At 66.9% G+C, this 18,299-nt stretch carries 18 protein-coding genes and 2 tRNA genes; 9 read left to right on the top strand and 11 right to left on the bottom strand.

What is annotated here, in order from left to right; genetic code table 11:
* Positions 1–7: 7 nt before the first annotated feature.
* The 8 genes from UC35_RS00205 to UC35_RS00170 all read right to left on the bottom strand — a co-directional run bounded on the left by UC35_RS00205 (position 8) and on the right by UC35_RS00170 (position 7,389).
* Positions 8–721 carry an ABC transporter ATP-binding protein gene (locus UC35_RS00205; RefSeq protein WP_061494942.1) on the bottom strand — a complete coding sequence of 238 codons (714 nt, stop codon included), beginning with the start codon at positions 719–721 and terminating at the stop codon, positions 8–10.
* The gene (locus UC35_RS00200) at positions 721–1,473 is read right to left on the bottom strand and encodes an ABC transporter ATP-binding protein (RefSeq protein WP_061494941.1); all 753 of its coding nucleotides are present in this window, start codon (positions 1,471–1,473) and stop codon (positions 721–723) included. Before UC35_RS00200 ends, UC35_RS00205 begins: the two co-directional genes overlap by 1 nt.
* Positions 1,466–2,461 (bottom strand): branched-chain amino acid ABC transporter permease, encoded by a 996-nt coding sequence (locus UC35_RS00195; RefSeq protein ID WP_061494939.1) that lies wholly within the window; start codon positions 2,459–2,461, stop codon positions 1,466–1,468. Before UC35_RS00195 ends, UC35_RS00200 begins: the two co-directional genes overlap by 8 nt.
* Positions 2,458–3,321: a branched-chain amino acid ABC transporter permease gene (locus tag UC35_RS00190; RefSeq protein ID WP_061494936.1), complete on the bottom strand. Its 864-nt coding sequence runs from the start codon at positions 3,319–3,321 to the stop codon at positions 2,458–2,460. Before UC35_RS00190 ends, UC35_RS00195 begins: the two co-directional genes overlap by 4 nt.
* A gap of 27 nt (positions 3,322–3,348) precedes the next feature.
* Entirely contained in the window at positions 3,349–3,966 is a 618-nt protein-coding gene (locus tag UC35_RS00185) for a LysE family translocator (RefSeq protein WP_061494934.1), read from the bottom strand.
* A gap of 55 nt (positions 3,967–4,021) precedes the next feature.
* Entirely contained in the window at positions 4,022–5,209 is a 1,188-nt protein-coding gene (locus UC35_RS00180; RefSeq protein WP_061494932.1) for an ABC transporter substrate-binding protein, read from the bottom strand.
* Between the two features lie 87 nt (positions 5,210–5,296).
* Positions 5,297–6,889, bottom strand: coding sequence for a benzoate-CoA ligase family protein (locus UC35_RS00175; RefSeq protein WP_061494930.1), 1,593 nt, complete (start codon positions 6,887–6,889; stop codon positions 5,297–5,299).
* Between the two features lie 23 nt (positions 6,890–6,912).
* On the bottom strand, positions 6,913–7,389 hold the full coding sequence (locus tag UC35_RS00170) for a flavodoxin domain-containing protein (RefSeq protein ID WP_061503602.1): 477 nt from the start codon (positions 7,387–7,389) through the stop codon (positions 6,913–6,915).
* 119 nt (positions 7,390–7,508) lie between these two features.
* On the opposite strand from UC35_RS00170, the gene UC35_RS00165 reads away from it, so the two are divergent.
* From UC35_RS00165 to UC35_RS00145, 5 genes are all read left to right on the top strand, one after another.
* Complete coding sequence (locus UC35_RS00165; RefSeq protein WP_061503601.1) at positions 7,509–8,396, top strand: helix-turn-helix transcriptional regulator; 888 nt, start codon at positions 7,509–7,511, stop codon at positions 8,394–8,396.
* Positions 8,396–10,084, top strand: coding sequence for a 2,3-epoxybenzoyl-CoA dihydrolase (gene boxC / locus UC35_RS00160; RefSeq protein WP_061494928.1), 1,689 nt, complete (start codon positions 8,396–8,398; stop codon positions 10,082–10,084). The genes UC35_RS00165 and boxC overlap by 1 nt, the downstream gene beginning before the upstream one ends.
* Before the next feature lie 43 nt (positions 10,085–10,127).
* Positions 10,128–11,552 carry a benzoyl-CoA 2,3-epoxidase subunit BoxB gene (boxB, locus tag UC35_RS00155; RefSeq protein WP_061494926.1) on the top strand — a complete coding sequence of 475 codons (1,425 nt, stop codon included), beginning with the start codon at positions 10,128–10,130 and terminating at the stop codon, positions 11,550–11,552.
* A gap of 52 nt (positions 11,553–11,604) precedes the next feature.
* Positions 11,605–11,681 (top strand) — tRNA-Pro (locus UC35_RS00150).
* 17 nt (positions 11,682–11,698) lie between these two features.
* Positions 11,699–11,775: transfer RNA gene (locus UC35_RS00145), tRNA-Arg, on the top strand.
* A 27-nt stretch (positions 11,776–11,802) separates the two neighbouring features.
* Here the strand turns inward: UC35_RS00145 and UC35_RS00140 are convergent.
* Positions 11,803–13,320: a DUF4331 domain-containing protein gene (locus UC35_RS00140; protein WP_061494924.1), complete on the bottom strand. Its 1,518-nt coding sequence runs from the start codon at positions 13,318–13,320 to the stop codon at positions 11,803–11,805.
* A 196-nt stretch (positions 13,321–13,516) separates the two neighbouring features.
* Here UC35_RS00140 and UC35_RS00135 point away from each other — a divergent pair, with 196 nt between their 5' ends.
* Genes UC35_RS00135 through UC35_RS00125 form a run of 3 tightly spaced genes read left to right on the top strand, consistent with a single transcriptional unit; the run spans position 13,517 to position 15,526 of the window.
* Positions 13,517–14,407, top strand: coding sequence for a DUF4198 domain-containing protein (locus UC35_RS00135; RefSeq protein ID WP_061494922.1), 891 nt, complete (start codon positions 13,517–13,519; stop codon positions 14,405–14,407).
* The gene (locus UC35_RS00130; protein WP_061494920.1) at positions 14,404–14,994 is read left to right on the top strand and encodes a HupE/UreJ family protein; all 591 of its coding nucleotides are present in this window, start codon (positions 14,404–14,406) and stop codon (positions 14,992–14,994) included. The genes UC35_RS00135 and UC35_RS00130 overlap by 4 nt, the downstream gene beginning before the upstream one ends.
* A 16-nt stretch (positions 14,995–15,010) precedes the next feature.
* On the top strand, positions 15,011–15,526 hold the full coding sequence (locus tag UC35_RS00125; RefSeq protein WP_145979297.1) for a hypothetical protein: 516 nt from the start codon (positions 15,011–15,013) through the stop codon (positions 15,524–15,526).
* Positions 15,527–15,535: 9 nt separating this feature from the next.
* Here the strand turns inward: UC35_RS00125 and UC35_RS00120 are convergent, their stop codons facing one another.
* The gene (locus tag UC35_RS00120) at positions 15,536–16,228 is read right to left on the bottom strand and encodes a glutathione binding-like protein (protein WP_061494916.1); all 693 of its coding nucleotides are present in this window, start codon (positions 16,226–16,228) and stop codon (positions 15,536–15,538) included.
* Between the two features lie 57 nt (positions 16,229–16,285).
* On the opposite strand from UC35_RS00120, the gene UC35_RS00115 reads away from it, so the two are divergent.
* On the top strand, positions 16,286–16,975 hold the full coding sequence (locus UC35_RS00115; protein WP_061494915.1) for a hypothetical protein: 690 nt from the start codon (positions 16,286–16,288) through the stop codon (positions 16,973–16,975).
* 43 nt (positions 16,976–17,018) lie between these two features.
* On the opposite strand, the gene UC35_RS00110 is transcribed toward UC35_RS00115, so the two are convergent.
* Positions 17,019–18,293: an acyl-CoA dehydrogenase family protein gene (locus UC35_RS00110; protein WP_061494913.1), complete on the bottom strand. Its 1,275-nt coding sequence runs from the start codon at positions 18,291–18,293 to the stop codon at positions 17,019–17,021.
* Positions 18,294–18,299: the final 6 nt, after the last annotated feature.

Raw genomic sequence — 18,299 nt, 5'->3', positions numbered from 1 at the left:
GCTCGATTCAGACGCCCAGATATTGGTCCAGCAGCTTCGGCTGCGAGCGCAGTTCCTCGGACGAGCCGGCGTAGGCCACCTCGCCCTTGACCAGGATCACGTTGCGCCCCGTGACCTGGGTGACGTGGCGCCAATTCTTGTCGACGATCACGCTGGAGATGCCGCTGCCCTTGATCAGGGAGCAGATGCGCCAGATCTCGCGCGCCACCAGCGGCGCCAGGCCTTCGGTCGCCTCGTCGAGGATCAGCACGTCGGGGTTGGTCAAGAGCGCGCGGCCGATGGTCAGCATCTGCTGTTCGCCGCCGGACAGCTGCTGGCCGCCGTGCGACAGCCGCTCCTTCAGCCGCGGGAAGGTCTCCAGGACGCGCTCGTAGTTCCAGTCGCGCTGGCCGCGCGTGCCGGCGCGCGCGGCCATCTTCAGGTTCTCGGCCACGCTCAGGTTGCCGAAGATGCCGCGGCCTTCGGGCACATAGGCAACGCCGAGCTGCGCCACTTCATAGGGCGGACGGCTGGTCATGTCGCGTCCGGCGATTCGCACGCTGCCGGCGCGCGGCTGCACCAGGCCCATGAGCGTCTTGAGCAGGGTGGTCTTGCCCATGCCGTTGCGCCCCATCAGGCCCACGGTCTCGCCGCGCGCGACACTAAAGTCGACGCCGCGCAGGATGTGGCTGGCGCCATAGAAGGTGTCCAGGCCGCGAGCCTCGATCAGCAGCTCGGACATCAGTGCGTTTCCTCGCCGAGGTAGGCGGCCCGCACGCCCGCGTCGGCGCGGATCTGCGCCGGCGTGCCGCTGGCGATCACCTCGCCATTGACCATCACCGTCAGCTGGTCCGCCAGCGCGAAGACGGCATCCATGTCGTGTTCGACCAGCATCATCGCGTGCTCGGACTTGAGCCTGCGCAGCAGCTGCACCATGCGCTCGGCTTCCACGCTGCCCATGCCCGCAAGCGGCTCGTCCAGCAGCAGCACGCGCGGCCCGGTCGCCAGCGTCATCGCGATCTCGAGCTGGCGCTGCTCGCCGTGGCTGATGGTCGCGGCAACGGCGTTGCGGCGGCCGGCCAGGTCGGCCAGTTCCAGCGCCCGTTCCGCGCGCTCATTGGTGTCGGCAAAACCGTTGGCCCGGTGCAGCCAGCGTCCCGCATGCTGACGGCGCGACTGCGCGGCCAGCCGCACGTTTTCCCAGACGGTGAACGGCAGGAAGATGTTGGTCTTCTGGTAGCTGCGGCCCAGGCCGGCCCGCGAGATCTTTTCGGGGCTCCAGCCGGTCACGTCCTGGCCCGCCAGCTGCACCCGGCCCGAAGTCGGCGGCAGGTCGCCCGACAGCAGGTTGGTCAGCGTCGACTTGCCGGCGCCGTTGGGTCCGATGACGGCGTGGATGTGCCCCTGGTGCAGGTCCAGCGTGACTTCGCTCACCGCGGCCAGGCCGCCGAAGCGCTTGCACAGGTGTTCGGCACGCAGCAGCGCTTCAGCCATGCTCGCGCTCCTTGCTCGAACCCAGGCGGGCCGCCGCCCCGAGCAGGCCGCGCGGCGCGAACGCCACGGCGAGCACGATGAACAGGCCCATCCAGAGCTGCCAGTGCTTGCCGGCATTGAAGCCGCCGACCGTCGGAAGGTCCTTGAACCAGTGCAGCAGCCACTCGAAGGCGAACGCGCCGATGATGGCGCCCGCGAAATTGCCCATGCCTCCCAGGATGACCATCATGATGGCGTGCGCGCTCATGTGGAATCCCATCAGCTCGGGATTGACGAAACCGGTCTGCGCCGCCCACAGGTAGCCCGCCAGTCCCGCCAGGGCACCCGCGAGCGTGAAGGCCGCGAGCTTGTAGCCGAAGGTGCCGTAGCCGACGGCGCGCATGCGGTGCTCGTTGATGCGCACGCCCGCCAGCGCCCGCCCGAACGGGCTCCAGAGCAGGCGGCGCAGGAACAGGTACACCAGCAGCAGCACGGCCAGCGTGAAGTAGTAGAAGACGCGCTTGTCCTCCAGGTCGAACAGGTGCGCGTTCGGCTTGAAGTTCACATAGATGCCGTCCGAGCCGCCCAGCACCTTGTTGTCGAAGAACAGGTAGTACACCATCTGCGCGAAGGCCATGGTGACCATGATGAAGTAGATGCCGCGGGTCCGCACCACGAAGAAGCCGATCACGAAGGCGCCCAGTGCCGAGGCGCCGACCGCCGCGGGCAGCGTCCACCACAGGCTCACCGGCTCGCCCGCCGGCGTGAGGAAGGCCAGCGCGTAGCCCGCCAGGCCGAAGAAGGCCGCATGGCCGAGGGAGACCAGGCCGGTCACGCCGAGCAGCAGGTCCAGGCTCATGGCGAAGATGCCCAGGATCATCATGCGCGCCACCATCTGCGCGTAGAAGTCGCTGCCGATGAAAGGAAAGGCGGCGAGGGCGAGAAAGCCCAGCGCCAGCGCGATCTGCAGGCCGCGGGGCAGGGTTTCCAGGTTGGCCTGGTGAGTCATTGCTTGAACAGTCCTTCGGGCTTCCAGAGCAGCACGGCGGCCATCAGCATGTACACCAGCATGCCGGCCAGTTGCGGCAGCAGCACTTTGCCGAAGGTGTCGACCAGGCCCACCAGCAGCGCCGAGATCAGCGCGCCGCGCACCGAGCCGATGCCGCCGATCACGACCACCACGAAGCACATGATCAGCACCTGCGAGCCCATGTTCGGATAGACGCTGGAAATCGGCGATGCCACCATGCCCGCCACGGTGGCGAGCGCCACGCCGAGGGCGAAGACGATGGCGTGGATCAGCTTGATGTTCACGCCCAGCGACTCGGTCATGTCGCGGTTGAAGGCGCCGGCGCGAATCTTCATGCCCAGGCGCGTTTTCGAGATCAGGAAGTACAAGCCGAGGGCGAGCGCCACGCACACGCCCGAGATGAACAGGCGGTACACCGGGTAGGAGAGGTTCTCGGTCAGCGGGATCGAGGCGGACAGCAGCGCGGGAATCTGGACGCCGTGCACGTCGTCGCCCCAGAGGATGGAGCGCATCTCCTCGAAGATGTAGATCAGCCCGAAGGTCAGCAGCACCTGGTCGAGGTGATCGCGGTCGTAGAAGTGCCGGAACAGCAGGCGTTCGAGCACCAGGCCGAAGATGACCGACAGCGCAGCGCCGCCCAGCAGCGCGAGGGCGAAGTTGCCGGTCAGGCTGGACAGCGACCAGGCGAGGTAGGCGCCCAGCATGTAGAAGCTGCCGTGCGCGAGGTTGACCACGCCCATGATGCCGAAGATCAGCGTCAGCCCGGCGGCGAGCATGAACAGCAGCAGTCCGTACTGCACGCTGTTGAGCAATTGGATGAGGAAGTTGGCGACGTCCATTAGGGCCTGTTAACGATTCAACAGGCCCTATGCGGGCCGGCGGGACAGCAGCAGCAGGGCGCCGAGCAGGGTGAACAGCCCGCCGCACACGCGGTTGATCCAGCGTACTGCGCGCGACTCGCGCAGCCACGGTGCCACGCGTCCCACGCCCAGCGCGCAGGCGACCAGCATCAGGCCATCCAGTACGACGAAGGTGAGCGACAGCAGCATGAACTGCGGCAGCACCGGCTGGGCGGGATCGATGAACTGCGGAAAGAAGGCGGCGAAGAACAGCACCGCCTTCGGGTTGCTCGCGCCGACCAGCAGGCCCTGCACGAACATGGAGCGGCCGGCCGTGGCCGCCGCGTCGCTCAAGGGCGGCGCGCTGCCGCGCATCATGCGGATGCCCAGCCAGATCAGGTAGGCGGCGCCCGCAAGCTTGAGCACAGTGAAGGCCGCGGCCGAGGCCGCCAGCAGGGCCCCCAGCCCGAGCGCGGACAGCGCCATCACGCCCAGGCTGGCGGTGAGCGCGCCGGCCGCCGAGGCCATCGCGCGCGCCGGGCCGTGGTTGATGGCGTTGGCGACGCACATCAGCATGGTCGGGCCTGGCGTGATCACCAGCACCACCACGGCCGCGAGATACAGAAGGTAGGTCGATAAGGTCATCGCGCGGTCAAAAAAATGGGAGGCAGCGCCTCCCATTGTCGCGTCAATCAGCTGATTAGCCCAGCTTGCAGCCGGCGCCGGAGTCGGCCAGCGCCTTCGCGGCAACACCGATCACCTTGTTCTCCTTGTTCTCCACGCGCCGCAGGTAGATGTCCTGCACCGGGTTGTGCGCCTTGCTCATGGTCCACTTGCCGCGCGGGCTGTCGATGGTGGCCGATTCGAGCGCCTTGTACAGCGACTGCTTGTTGGCGATGTCGCCCTTGACCGCCTCCATGCCCTGCGTGAGCAGCAGGCCGGTGTCGTAGCCCTGCACCGCGTACACGTCCGGCTGCAGGCGGAAGGACTTGGCGTACTCCAGGCGGAACTGCTTGTTGCGCGGCGTATCCAGCGAGTCGCTGTAGTGCATGGTGGTCATGATGCCGTCGGCCGCGGGGCCGGCCGCGTCGAGCACGCCTTCCGTGAGGAAGCCCGAACCCCACAGCGGGATCTTGTCCTTCAGGCCGGCGGCCGCGTAGTCGCGGATGAACTTCGCGGCACCGCCGCCGGCGAAGAAGCAGGCCACCGCATCCGGCTTGAGCGAGGCGATCTCGGTGAGCAGCGCCTGGAACTCGACGTTGGGGAAGGGCAGGCCCAGTTCCTTGATGATGGTTCCGCCGGCCTTGGTATAGCTTTCCTTGAAGCCCTCGAAGGCTTCGTCGCCGGCCGCGTACTTCCAGGTGATCCACACGGCCTTCTTGAGGCCCTTTTCCACCATCGGCTTGCCCAGCGCCAGCGTCGGTTGCGAGTTGGTGAACGAGGTGCGGAACACATTGGGCGCGCACAGGGCGCGCGTGGCGGCATGCACGCCGGCGTTCGGGATCAGGTTCAGCACGCCGCTGTCGCGGGCCACCCGCTGGATGCCCATCTGCACGCCCGAGTGCACGGTGCCGATCAGCACGTCGACCTTGTCGCGCTGTACCAGCCGCGTGGCGTTCTCCACGCCCTTGGCCGGTTCGGATTCATCGTCGACCTTGAACCACTCGATCTCGCGGCCTCCGAGCTTGCCGCCCTTCTCGTTGATCGCCATGCGCACGCCGTTCTCGATGGCAACGCCCAACTGCGCGAAGGTGCCGGTGTAGGGCAGCATGAAACCGACGCGCACCTTGTTGGACTGGGCGCGCGCGATCTCGGGCAGCAGCAGTCCGGTGGACGCGGCGCCGACGATGGCAGCACCACGGGACAGGACGAGGCGGCGTGTGGTCATGAAGTCTCCTCAGGTTCGATTTGGATCAGGTGGTTTTCTACGCGAACTCGGCGAGCGCCGTCACATGGCTTTCCCTACGGGCTAGCCTCATGCATGCGACAAGGCGCGCAGCTTGAAGCGCTGGATCTTGCCGGTGGCCGTCTTGGGCAATTCCGGCACGAACTCGATCCAGCGCGGGTACTTGTACGGCGCAAGCGCGCCCTTCACATGCAGCTGCAGGTCGTCGGCACTTGCCGACTGGCCGGACTTGAGCACCACATAGGCCTTGGGCTTGACCAGTTCATCGGTGTCGGCCATGCCGATCACCGCGGCTTCCAGTACGCAAGGGTGCGTCATCAGGCAGGCCTCGACCTCGAATGGCGACACGTAGATGCCGCCGACCTTGAGCATGTCGTCGCTGCGGCCGCCGTAGGTGTGGTAGCCCTCGGCATCGCGCGTGTACTTGTCGCCGCTGCGGGTCCACTCGCCGGCGAATGTCGCTTTGGTCTTGGCGCGGTTGTTCCAGTACATGATGGCCGAGGTCGGGCCCTTGATCTGCAGTTCGCCGATGTCCCCGTCCGCGCACTCGCGCCCGTCGTCGCCGACGATGCGCAGTTCGTAGCCGGGCACCGCCTGGCCGGTGGTGCCGTAGCGCACCCGACCCGGACGGTTCGACAGGAAGATGTGCAGCATCTCGGTCGAGCCGATGCCGTCGAGGATCTCGCAGCCGTACTCGGCGGTCCAGCGCTTGCCGATTTCCGCCGGCAGCGCCTCGCCGGCGCTGGCGCACACGCGCAGGTTCAGCTCGGCGCGCGCCGGTCGGCCGGCATCGGCCAGCAGCGCCGCATACAGCGTGGGCACGCCGTAGAAGATCGTGGGCTGGAATTTCCGCAGCACGCCGAACACATCGGCCGGCGTCGGTCGCGAAGGCAGCAGCACCGTGGTGGCGCCCACGCTCATGGGGAAGGTGAGGGCGTTGCCCAGCCCGTAGGCGAAGAACAGCTTGGCGGCGGAATAGACGACATCGTCCTCGCGAATGCCCAGCACCGCGCGGCCGTAGAGCTCCGCGGTCTGGACCAGGTGGCTGTGCAGGTGCACCGTGCCCTTGGGCGTGCCGGTCGAGCCGCTGGAATACAGCCAGAAGCAGGCGTCGTCGCTGCAGGTGCCGGCCACCTGCGGCTGCGCGCTGCCGGAGCGGATCATGGCGGCCACCGAGTTGCCGGCTTCCTCGCCGGCAACCACGACGTTGCGCAGCGTGTCGATCTGGCCGATCAGCGGCTCGAACACCGGCAGCAGCGGCTTGGAGACGAACAGCGCCTGCGCGCGTGAGTCGCGCAGCATGAAATCGAAATCGCGGGTCGTGAGCAGCGTGTTGGCCGCGATCGGCACCACGCCCGCCAGGATGCAGCCGAGGAAGACGACCGGCCACTCCAGCGTGTCGAGCATCGCGACCATGACGCGTGACTCGGGTGCGAAGCCCTGGGCGCGCAGCTCGTTGGCGAAGCGGTGCGCCTGTTCGGCCAGTTCGCCGTAGCGCAGTTGGGCGCCGCTGGCGGCATCGATGTAGGCCACCTTGGACGGGCGCGCCGCGTTGCGTGCCAGCAGGTCGTGCGCCGCGTTGTAGTCCCTGGGGATCTCCACCCGGGGAGGGCTGGTGCTGTGGTTTGCGCGGCTCAGGTGCACGGGTTTTGTCTCCTTCATTCTTGTCGGCCGCCCCTCGCGCCCTATGCGGTGGTTTGCGTTGCGGCCGGCAGGGCTTCGTTCTCCAGCCATTGCCGGCACCAGGCGGTGCCGAGTTCCTCCGGCAACGTGCCCGCGCTGGCGTCATGCACCCAGACCTCGCCAATGCGCTGCGCACCCAGTCCCTGCAGGCGCTCGTCGAACTTCTTGCCGCCGAACGCGAAGGTCTGCATGTAGGTGCGGTCGCCCAGCGCGATCACGCCGTAGCGGACATGGCCAAGGTATTTGGGTTGCGCGTCCAGCGACTCGTAGAGCGCGCGGGCGTTATCCGGCACGTCGCCGGACCCATAGGTGGAGGTGCAGATGAGATAAAGCGCATCTTCGTCGAAGGCGCTGATGTCCAATCCGTCCATGAGCTGGACCTCGATGTCGTCCACCAGGTCGGCGCAATCCATCTGAATGGCCTGGGCGACGTAATCGGCGGTGCTGGTCATGGTGCCGACAAGGATCTTGAGCTTCATCTTCAACAACTTCCTTAAGAGGATGCACTAAACTTCTTGACATCGCAATGATAGGCAGTATAGTGCAATCTTGATCCAGCGCAAAGTTTCTTCAAAAAATCCGCCGTCCAATGCAGATCATGACCGAACAGGAAGCCCGGGCCATCCTGCCTGAACTGGGCGCCCGGGTGCGGGCATGGCGCGCGCGACGGGGCATGACGCGCAAGCAGTTGGCCGGTGACTCGGGCCTGTCCGAGCGCTTCCTGGCCGACGTGGAAAGCGGCAAGGGCAACGTCTCGATCAATTCACTTGAAGCGGCCGCCCGCGCGCTCAACATCACCATCATCGAACTGCTGCAGGACGCGCCGCGTCCGGCGCTCGCGCGCCTGAACGGCTTGCTGGCGCGGCTCGACGATAACCAGCTCGACCAGGCGTACCAGGTGCTGTCGGCCAGCTTCGGCCGGGGCGACGAACGCGGTCGCGAGCAGCGCATCGCGCTCATCGGGCTGCGTGGCGCCGGCAAGTCCACGCTGGGTGCCCAACTGGCGGCCGAGCGCGGCATTCCGTTCGTGGAGCTCGACCGCGAGATCGAGCGCGAAGCCGGCACCAGCATGAACGAGATCCTGCTGTTGCACGGCCAGGGCGGCTACCGGCGCTACGAGCGCCGGGCGCTGTTTCGCATCTCCGAGGACCACGCCGACGGGGTCGTGATGACCACCGGCGGCAGCATCGTGAGCGAGCGCGAGACCTTCGACTTGCTGCAAAGCCGCTTCTACTGCGTCTGGCTCAAGGCCAATCCGGAAGAGCACATGAGCCGCGTGGTCGCGCAGGGCGACATGCGGCCGTTCGAGTCGTCCCGCGGCGCCACCCGCGAAGCGCTGGATGACCTGCGCCGCATCCTGACCAGCCGGGAGGCGCTCTATGCCCGCGCCGACGCCGTGGTCGACACGGCTTCCCGAACCGTCAAGCAATCCCTCAAGGACCTGGAGCGGGCGGTGCCCGCTCTCGAAGCGAAAGGAATCAAGTGATGAATGCGATCACCGAGCCCCTGCTGTTCAAGCAGGGGGACCGGGACCTGGTCAGCTTCGCAACGCACCCGGCGAAGTACCAGCACTGGAACCTGTCCGTGGACGGCGACGTGGCGCGCCTGAAGCTGGACATCAACGAGGACGGCGGCATCAAGCCCGGCTACAAGCTCAAGCTCAACAGCTACGACCTCGGCGTCGACATCGAACTGTACGACGCGCTCAACCGCATCCGCTTCGAGCACCCGCAAGTGAAGGTCGTGGTGTTCGAAAGCGCGCGCGACAAGATCTGGTGTTCGGGCGCCAACATCTACATGCTGGGCCTGTCCTCGCACGCCTGGAAGGTGAACTTCTGCAAATTCACCAACGAGACGCGCAACGGCCTGGAAGACTCTTCACGCCACGACGGCCTGAAGTCGCTGGCGGCCGTTACCGGCGCCTGCGCCGGCGGCGGCTACGAGCTGGCACTGGCCTGCGACCGCATCGTCATGGTGGACGACCGCTCCAGCACGGTGAGCCTGCCCGAAGTGCCCTTGCTGGGGGTGCTGCCTGGCACCGGCGGGCTGACGCGCGTGACCGACAAGCGCAAGGTGCGACGCGATCTCGCCGACATCTTCTGCACGACCAGCGAAGGCGTGCGGGCCGACCGGGCCAAGGACTGGAAGCTGATCGACGCCCACGCCCGCCCGCAGCAGTTCCCGGAGCTGGTGGCCAGCGAAATCGAAGCCCTGCGCGCGCAGTCGACGCGCGGCCAGTCCGCACAGGGCATCGAGCTCAAGCGGATCGAGGCGCGCATCGACGATTCGGGCTACCACTACGCCACGGTGGACGCGCAGGTGGACCGCAACGCGCGCAGCGCGACCATCACCGTCCAGGCGCCGAAGGCCGCCATCGAATCCCAGCCGGATGCGATCGCGGCGGCCGGCACCGGCTGGTGGCCGCTGCAGTTCGCGCGCGAACTCGACGACCTGATCCTGAACCTGCGCACCAACGAGCTTGAAATCGGCACCTGGATCATCAAGAGCCGTGGCGATGCGCAGTTCGTGCTGCAGGCCGATGGCGTGCTGGACCAGCACAAGGACCACTGGCTGGTGCGCGAGACCACCGGTCTGCTGCGCCGCACCCTGGCCCGGCTGGACGTCACTAGCCGCTCGCTCATCGCACTGGTCGACGAGGAGTCCTGCTTTGCCGGCACCTTCTATGAACTGGCGCTAGCCTGCGACCGCATCTACATGCTGGACCTGCCGGATTCGGAGCAGGCGCCGGCGCTCCAGTTGTCGGCTGCCAATTTCGGCCGCTACCCCGAAGTCAACGGCCTGACGCGCGTGGCAACGCGCTTCAACGAGGATGCGCAGGCGATCGAGGCGCTGCGCGCACTCGAGGGCAAGGCCTTGCGCGCCGCCGAGGCGCTGGCACAAGGGCTGGTCACACTGGCGCCGGACGACATCGACTGGGACGACGAGATCCGCATCATGTTGGAGGAGCGCGCTTCGCTCTCGCCCGATGCGCTCACCGGCATGGAAGCCTCGCTGCGCTTTCCCGGCAAGGAATCCATGGAAACGCGCGTTTTCGGGCGCCTGTCGGCCTGGCAGAACTGGATTTTCATCCGGCCCAATGCCGTGGGCGATGAAGGCGCGCTGAAGCTGTTCGGCAGCGGCAAGAAAGCCCGATTCGACTGGAAACGCATCTGAGCCGATCCACCCTCCACGAACCCTTCCACCTTCGGCAGTACCCATGAGCACGATCGACCTTCAGGCCCGCATTCCCAATAACGTTGACCTGGCCGGCGACCGCCAGTTGCAGCGCGCGCTCGAAAAGTGGCAGCCCGCCTTCCTGGACTGGTGGGCAGAGATGGGCCCCAGCGACTTCAAAGCCCATGATGTGTACCTGCGCACCGCGGTCGGCGTCGATGCCCAGGGCTGGGCCAGCTACGGCTACACGCCCATGCCCGACTACCGCTGGGGCATCTTCCTGGCCGACAAGGAAGAAGGCCGCAAGATCGGCTTCGGCGACTTCATGGGCCGCGAGGTCTGGCAGGAAGTCCCCGGCGAATTCCGCTCGACCTTCCGCCGCCTGATCGTCACCCAGGGCGACACCGAGCCGGCTTCGGTCGAGCAGCAGCGCCTGCTGGGCCACACCGCGCCCTCGCTCTATGACCTGCGCAACCTGTTTCAGGTGAACGTGGAGGAGGGGCGCCACCTGTGGGCGATGGTCTACCTGTTGCATGCGCACTTCGGCCGCGATGGCCGCGAGGAAGCCGAGGAACTGCTCGAGCGCCACAGCGGCGACCCGAACAAGCCGCGCATCCTCGGCACCTTCAACGAGCCGATGGACAACTGGCTGTCCTTTTTCATGTTCACCTACTTCACGGACCGCGACGGCAAGTTCCAGCTCAAGAGCTTTGCCGAGAGCGCCTTCGATCCGCTGGCGCGCACCACGCGCTTCATGCTGACCGAGGAAGCCCACCACATGTTCGTGGGCGAAACCGGCGTCGGCCGGGTGATCAAGCGCACCCTGGAAGTGATGAAGGAACTGGACACCGATGAGCCGAAAGCGCTGCGCCAGGCCGGCGTGATCGACCTGCCGACGATCCAGCGCTACCTGAACTACTGGTTCAGCGACTCGCTGGACCTGTTCGGCTCCGAGTCCTCGTCGAACGCCGCCAACTATTTCAGCAACGGCATCAAGGGCCGGCCGGACGAAGCCAAGTTCGCGGACCACGCCGAATCCGGCACCGAGATGACGATCCAGGTGCCCGACGGCAAGGGCGGCGTGAAGGACGAGACCGTCAGCGTGCGCAATGGCCTGAACGAAGTCACGCGGCTGGAGTACGTGAAGGACTGCAACGTGGGCGTGTCGCGCTGGAACATGGCGATCAAGCGCGCCGGCTTCAACTTCGAACTGAAGCTGCCGTCCACGCGCTTCCGGCGCGAAGTGGGCATGTGGGCGGGCATTCCGACCACGCCCGAGGGCATCCCGGTCACCCGCGCCGAATTCGACGCGAAGAAGGATGAGTGGCTCCCGAGCGCAGCCGACCAGGCCTTCGTCAAGAGCCTGATGCAGCGCGTCACCGAGCCCGGCAAGATGGCCGCCTGGATCGCGCCGCCCGACCGCGGCATCAACGCGCAGCCGGTCGACTACGAGTACGTCAGGCTCTGAACCGGAGGCCACGCCGCACGGGAACCGGCCCCCGCTTAGAATGCGGGGGCGTCGGAGCGTAGCGCAGTCTGGTAGCGCATCTGGTTTGGGACCAGAGGGTCGTAGGTTCGAATCCTATCGCTCCGACCATTCCCCAGTACCCCGGGCTGCCCGTAGCTCAGTTGGATAGAGCACCTGCCTTCTAAGCAGGTTGTCGGGGGTTCGATTCCCTCCGGGCAGGCCACTCATCCTCCAGCTCAAGCCACGGGTCTCACGGGAACGTGGTGCCGGCCGCCGCGGGCGGGTTCAGGTTGCCGGGCAGCGGTGTCGTGACGTAGGGGAAACTAGCCGCGAAGTTGGCAGCCGTCTTCCTGACGCCATCCGTGAACGCCATGCCGCCCACCGGGGCATCGGTCGGCTTGCAGCCGACCTGCAAGGCGTCGTTGGCCCCCGTCAACACGCACAGGGCCCCCATCGCGACGCGCAAGGACAGGTCGACGACATCGTCGGCTGGCCGGCGCCCGTTGGGGAAGCCGGCGTTGTCGCCGGCGGCCACGCCCAGCGGGCTTTGCGAGCCCTGGGGCGTTGCGGCAATCGACGTATTCAGGCGCAGCATCTCCGCCGGCACGACGCTCTTCGGCTGGTTCACGCCCGCGATGCCCTTGAGGAATACCGTGACCAGGTCCGTGCGAGGGAAGTTGGTCGGTGCAGTGGCGCCCGGATTGAGCGCCTGAACCAGCGCGGGCAAGGCGGGATTGGTCACGTAGTCGGCAAAGTTGCTCGCATCGTCGCGGGGTTGCGAGGCGTTGAAGCGGTCCTTGTCGTCCAGGCCGATGACCAGTTCGTTGACCAGCGGCATGCCCAGGCGCGACACCTGCACCCAGGGGCCGTTGTCCCGGGTGGACCGGCCGATGCCGGTTTCCGGTGTGCGATCAAGAATCCGGACCTGCTGCATGCTCGCGGTCATGAACGCGCCGATGACCGGCTCGCCCCCCGACGTGATGCACGAGATGGGCAACTCCATGGCAATGGTGCTGATGTTCTTGCCTTCCAGGTCGTTGTTGTTGCCGCCGACCTCGGGGCCGAGCAGGTTCAGGTTGAGCAGGTCAAAGATCTTCCCGACGGCGATATAGAAGGGCTCCTTGCGCTGGCCCACGAACACGCGACCCGGCGTGTCGCAACCGGGCAGGGTGACGTTGTAGATGTGCTGCGCCGCATAGTCCGCGTACGCCGTCGCGCCGCCGAAGCTCTTGTCGCCGATGTTGTCCACCGGCTTGTCGAACTCCGCCCCGCCGCCGCCCGCCTTGGTGACGCCCGCGCCCCTGTCGTTGCCGCGCCCGCCCCGGACCAGGTCGACCGTGTAGGTCTCGCGCACGTTCAGCGTGCCCGGGTTCACGCCCGAAATCTGACCGCTTTCGATCAGCGGAATCTTCACCTGCTTGCCGCCCACGTTAAGCGCGGTGGCCTTGGAGGAATTCTGGAAGCGGAACCGGAAGGTCAGATCTTCCACCCCATCGCCCGTGTTGTCGATGTGGATCTCGTAGCGGGCGTTCGGATCGAACATGAAGTAGTTCGGTCCGCCCTGCGGATCCTGGAAGGGCATGTAGTTGGCGAGGATGGTCACGAAATCCTGCCGCCCCGCTTCGTAGCTGCGGAACATGTACAGGTCCGTGCCGTCCACTTTGGGCGTGGCGGTGATTGCAGGAGCCTCGCGGTGGCTCGAAGCCAGCGCAGTTGCGGAAATGCAAGCGAGTGCCAGCGGCAGAACTCTGAAAAGCCGAGTTGTCATGTTCGTTTCCCTTCTTGAGTCAAGGGCCAAAGAAATTGCGTGCGCCGTGATGCAGCGACCCACAGCATTGCCGCGCCCGGCCCGTCATGGACGTCGGCGCAATTCCTGGGTGCATATACGCGCTGTCCGATAGATCGGATGCAGGCGCACTGGCGCTGCCCGACTGCTATGCTTCGCACGCTCGAGAACATTCGACATGACGCTCAGGCATTGCTCGTCGCTTTGCATCCGGCTCATCGCCCTTGAGGCCGGGCAGTTCACCGGCCGTGCGCTCAGGGACTGGGTGCTGAAAGTCGCATCCGGCGCGGCGATCGCGGCGATGAGCACGTGCGTGCTCGCGCATGACACCTGGTTTCGCCTGGCGCCACGGCAGCCCGGGTCGGGCTTGCTGGCACTCCAGCTTGGCGAGGGGACGCGCTATCCGAAGAACGAAGGCGTCATCCCGGGCTCGCGCGTGATCGGTGCCGGCTGCGTGGACGAGCAAGGACGTAAGAGCGCCCTCCTGCCGCGCTCGGAAGACGGCATCCTGGAGCTGCGAAGCCGCCTGTCCAATGCTCGCGCAGCGGCCTGCTGGCTAGAGCTCCCGCCGGTCGAACTCCAGCTCACGCCTGAACTGGTGAAGGTCTACTTCGACGAGATCCACGCATCGCCCGCCGTGCGCGAAGTCTGGGAGGCGCAGCAGAAGTCAGGCGTGGGTTGGCGCGAGGTCTATCGCAAGTTCGTGCGCGTGGAACTGCCCGTGCCCGGTGCCGCGCAGCGAGACCCGGTCTCCGCGGGCGCGCTGCGACGCGCGCACGGGTTCCCGCTCGAACTGGTGCCGCTGGGTGAAGCCTTCGTGCAAACGGGCGTGCCTGCGGAGTACCAGGCGCTGGCCGATGGCAAGCCGGTGGCTGGCTTGCCGGTGCAGTTCGTCAGCGTGCGCAGTCCGCTGGGCATCTGGACCCAGACGGATGCCCAGGGCCGCATCCGGTTTTCGCTGCCATTTGGTGGCGAGTGGCTCTTGCGGGCCACCGCACTGGAACCCCCGTCATCGGCCCAGGCTCCTTGGCGCAGCCGTTTCGCCACGCTCACGGTGCAAGTGCAATGAACCGTTCGCTGCGTCTGGTGCTCGCCCTCGGCATGGTCGCCCTGGCGCAAGCGGCGCATGCGCATTCCGAGATCACGAGCGGCGGCGGGCTTGTGCGCGGCTTCATGCATCCGTTGACCGGGAGCGACCACCTGCTGGCCATGGTGGCCGTCGGCATGTGGGGAGCGGTCCTCGGTCCCCCGCTGGTGTGGGTGCTCCCCGTCACCTTTCCGTTGCTGATGGTCTTCGGTGCGGTGGCGGCCCTCGCCGGCATCGCGCTGCCGGCGATCGAGCCCGGGGTCGCGCTGTCGGTCATGGTGCTTGGCGGCGCCATCGGCGCGTTCTGGCGCGCGCCGCTGCCGGCCGCTCTGGCGGTGGTGGCCTTCTTCGGCTTCCTGCATGGCTTCGCCCACGGCCGCGAGTTGCCCGAAGCGGCTTCGCCCGCTGCCTATGCCGCCGGCTTCGTGCTGGCCAGCGGGCTGCTCCATGGGACAGGGATCGCCATCGGCACGGTGCGCGCGGCGCCCCATGGCAAGCTCGCATTGCGGATCTTCGGCGCGGCCATCGCGCTGGTTGGCGTGGGCATGCTCGTGCAGCGCCTGGCCTGAGGCGATGGTGGAGTTCATGACGCTGCTCCAGGGCGCGTTCGACGGTGCCACGGTGCTGCTGCAGTCGACGCTGGCCATGGTGGTTACGGTGGCAACCTTTTTGGCGCTCGCACCGGTCACGGCTTCGCGCCCGGCCTGGAGGGCGCTTCTGTTTTGCGCATGCGCGCTGGCGGTCGGCTGGGTGCAGAGGCCGCTGCCGGCTGACGCAATCGCTGCCGGCGTATCGCTCGTCCTCGGCGCCGGGACGGCGGCTGGTTTGCGCTGGCGCGGCTGGGCCGCATGGGCGGTGCTGGTGCTGGGCGGCGCTGCTGCCGGCATCAGCGGCAAGATGCAGACGGCCAGCTGGGAGGAGGGGCTTGGGGCGGCCTTGCTGCTGCTCCTGTTGGCGTTCGTCATGATCCTGGCCGGGCGAATCGCCATGCCCGCGCGGCTGTCGGGCGCAAGCGCACTGGCGCGTCGCATGTCAGGGGCCTGGGTCGCCGCCCTCGGGGTGCTGATGCTCGCCTTGTGGATCCGCGGCCAGGGTGGGTGAGCCAGCGCCTCAGTGCTTCTCGTACTGCGTCTTGCCGAACAGGACTTCGCGCGCCTTGTCGTCCATCAGCGGCTTGCGCAGGCCGGCCAGCACCGTCACCGCCCGCTGCACCGCCGGCCGCGCGGCGATCTTCTCGAACCAGGCCTTCAGGTGGGGATGCTCGTCCAGCACGATGCCCTGGTTCTGCCAGCTGCGCAGCCAGGGGAAGGTCGCGATGTCGGCGATCGAATACTCGCTGCAGCCCAGCCACTCGCTGTGCGAGAGCCGCTTGTCGATGACGCCGTAGATGCGCCGGGCCTCGTTGCTGTAACGCTCGATCGCGTACGGGATCTTTTCCTTCGCGTACTGCCGGAAGTGATTCGTCTGGCCCAGCATGGGACCCACCGTCCCCATCTGGAACATCAGCCATTGCAGCACCTCGTAGCGGGCGCGGTCGCGGGCCGGCAGGAACTTGCCAGTCTTGCCGGCCAGGTAGACCAGGATCGCACCGGACTCGAACAGCGAGATCGGCTTGCCATCCGGGCCTTCGGGATCGGTGATGGCGGGAATCTTGTTGTTCGGGCTGATGGCCAGGAAGTCCGGCGCGAACTGGTCGCCCGCGCCGATATTCACCGGAATCGCGCGATAGGGCAGGCCGCACTCCTCCAGCATGATGTGGATCTTGTGGCCGTTGGGCGTGGCCCACGAAAAGACGTCGATCATGGCGTGGTACTTCCAGTTGAGCTAATAATGGGTACTTTACGGGAACGTCCGCCGCGCATGTTCGACCGAATCAAGAAAGCCTTCAGCCGAGAAGCCGAACCGGCCGAGCCCACCGAAGGGCCGAGTTCGCGGCTGGCCGGGCCGGTGTCGGAATGGGCGGCCACCCAGGGCTTCGGTTTCTCGCTGGACAGCACCGGCCAGGGCATGGCGCTCGAAGGCAAGGTCGCCGGCAAGCCGTGGCGCATGCAGCTGGGCAGGCCCTCGCGCAACTACATCCTGGGGCAGGAAGTGCGGGCCCGCGCCGAACTCGGCGTGGACGAGCAGGTCGCGGTGCTGGTGATCAACCGGCCGCTGAAGGAGGCGCTCGAAAAGCGCGCCTACCAGATCTATACGGATCAGCTGCAGACCTCCGCCGACGCGGTGCTGCCGGAAGAGATGCGCTGGCTGGCCATGTACGACGAGGTGGGTTGGGACAGTCTGCCGGCCGACTTCTGGGCGCGGGTGTCGGTGTTGACCGACCGGCGTGATCACGCGCAGACCTGGGTCGACCGCACGATGGGCGATCTCATCCTGAACTGGCCCGACCCGTCGCCGTCGGCTGAAGTGCCGTTCATCCTGCTGCTGCTCAACGGCAAGGTCTACCTGCGCATGGAGTACACGCCAGCCGACCTCGCCACGCTGCAGCACGCCGCGCAGATTTTCACGAACGCCTGCGCGGCGGCGCTGGAGGCCTTCAGGCAACGCTGAACAAGGCCCTCGCGGATCGCGGGACCTTGTCCCCCGCGTTGCCTCAGGCCCCGCGCGTGACCGGCACGTCGGCGCTCTTGCCGTAAGCGCCGTACTTGCCCAGCTCCCACTTGGCGATCGCGTTGCGGTGCACTTCGTCCGGACCGTCGGCGAAGCGCAGCGTGCGCGCGCCGGCATAGGCCGAGGCCAGCGGGAAGTCGCCGCTGACGCCGCCGCCGCCGTGGGCCTGGATGGCCCAGTCGATCACCTGGCAGGCCATGCTGGGCGCCACCACCTTGATCATCGCGATCTCGGTCTTGGCCGCCTTGTTGCCGGCGACGTCCATCATCCAGGCGGCCTTGAGCGTGAGCAGGCGCGCCATGTCGATCTTGCAGCGAGCCTCGGCGATGCGCTCCTGCGTCACGGTCTGCTGGGCAATGGTCTTGCCGAAGGCGACGCGCGACAGCGAGCGGCGGCACATCAGCTCGAGCGAGCGCTCGGCCAGCCCGATCAGGCGCATGCAGTGGTGGATCCGTCCGGGCCCAAGGCGCCCCTGCGCGATCTCGAAGCCGCGGCCTTCGCCCAGCAGGATGTTGTCGGCCGGCACGCGCACGTTCTCGAAGAACATCTCGACGTGGCCGTGAGGCGCATCGTCGTAGCCGAACACCGTGAGGGGCCGCACGATGCGGATGCCGGGCGTGTCGGCCGGCACCACGATCATGCTCTGCTGTGAGTGCTTGGGCGCATCCGGGTCGGTCTTGCCCATGGTGATGAACACCGCGCAGCGCGGATCCGCGGCGCCGGAGATCCACCACTTGTGGCCGTTGATCACGTAATCGTTGCCCTGGCGCTCGATGCGCGTGCAGATGTTGGTGGCGTCGGAGGAGGCGACCTCCGGCTCGGTCATGGCGAAGGCCGAGCGGATCTTGCCTTCCAGCAGGGGCTTGAGCCAGCGCGCCTTGATCTCTTCCGAGCCGTAGCGCGCGATGGTTTCCATGTTGCCGGTGTCGGGCGCCGAGCAGTTGAACACCTCGCTGGACCACGGCACCTTGCCCATGATTTCGGCCAGCGGCGCGTACTCCTGGTTGGTCAGGCCCGCGCCCGCATAGCCGGAGGCGGCGGCGCTGTCCACGGGCAGGAACAGGTTCCACAGGCCCGCGGCCTGCGCCTTGGGCTTGAGCTTCTCGATGGTCTGCAACGCGCTCCAGCGCTTGCCTGCTTCGGTGTTGGCCTGCAGTTCGGCTTCGTACTCCTGCTCCGCGGGGTAGATGTAGTCCTCCATGAACTTGCCCAGCTTTGCTTGGAGTTCACGGGTCTTGGGGGAGTAGTCGAAGTCCATCGTATT

It is taken from the genome of Ramlibacter tataouinensis, from assembly GCF_001580455.1.
GTDB lineage: Bacteria > Pseudomonadota > Gammaproteobacteria > Burkholderiales > Burkholderiaceae_C > Ramlibacter > Ramlibacter tataouinensis_B.
Note: the sequence above shows the minus strand (reverse complement) of the source record. Positions and strands in the feature narration are given on the sequence as shown.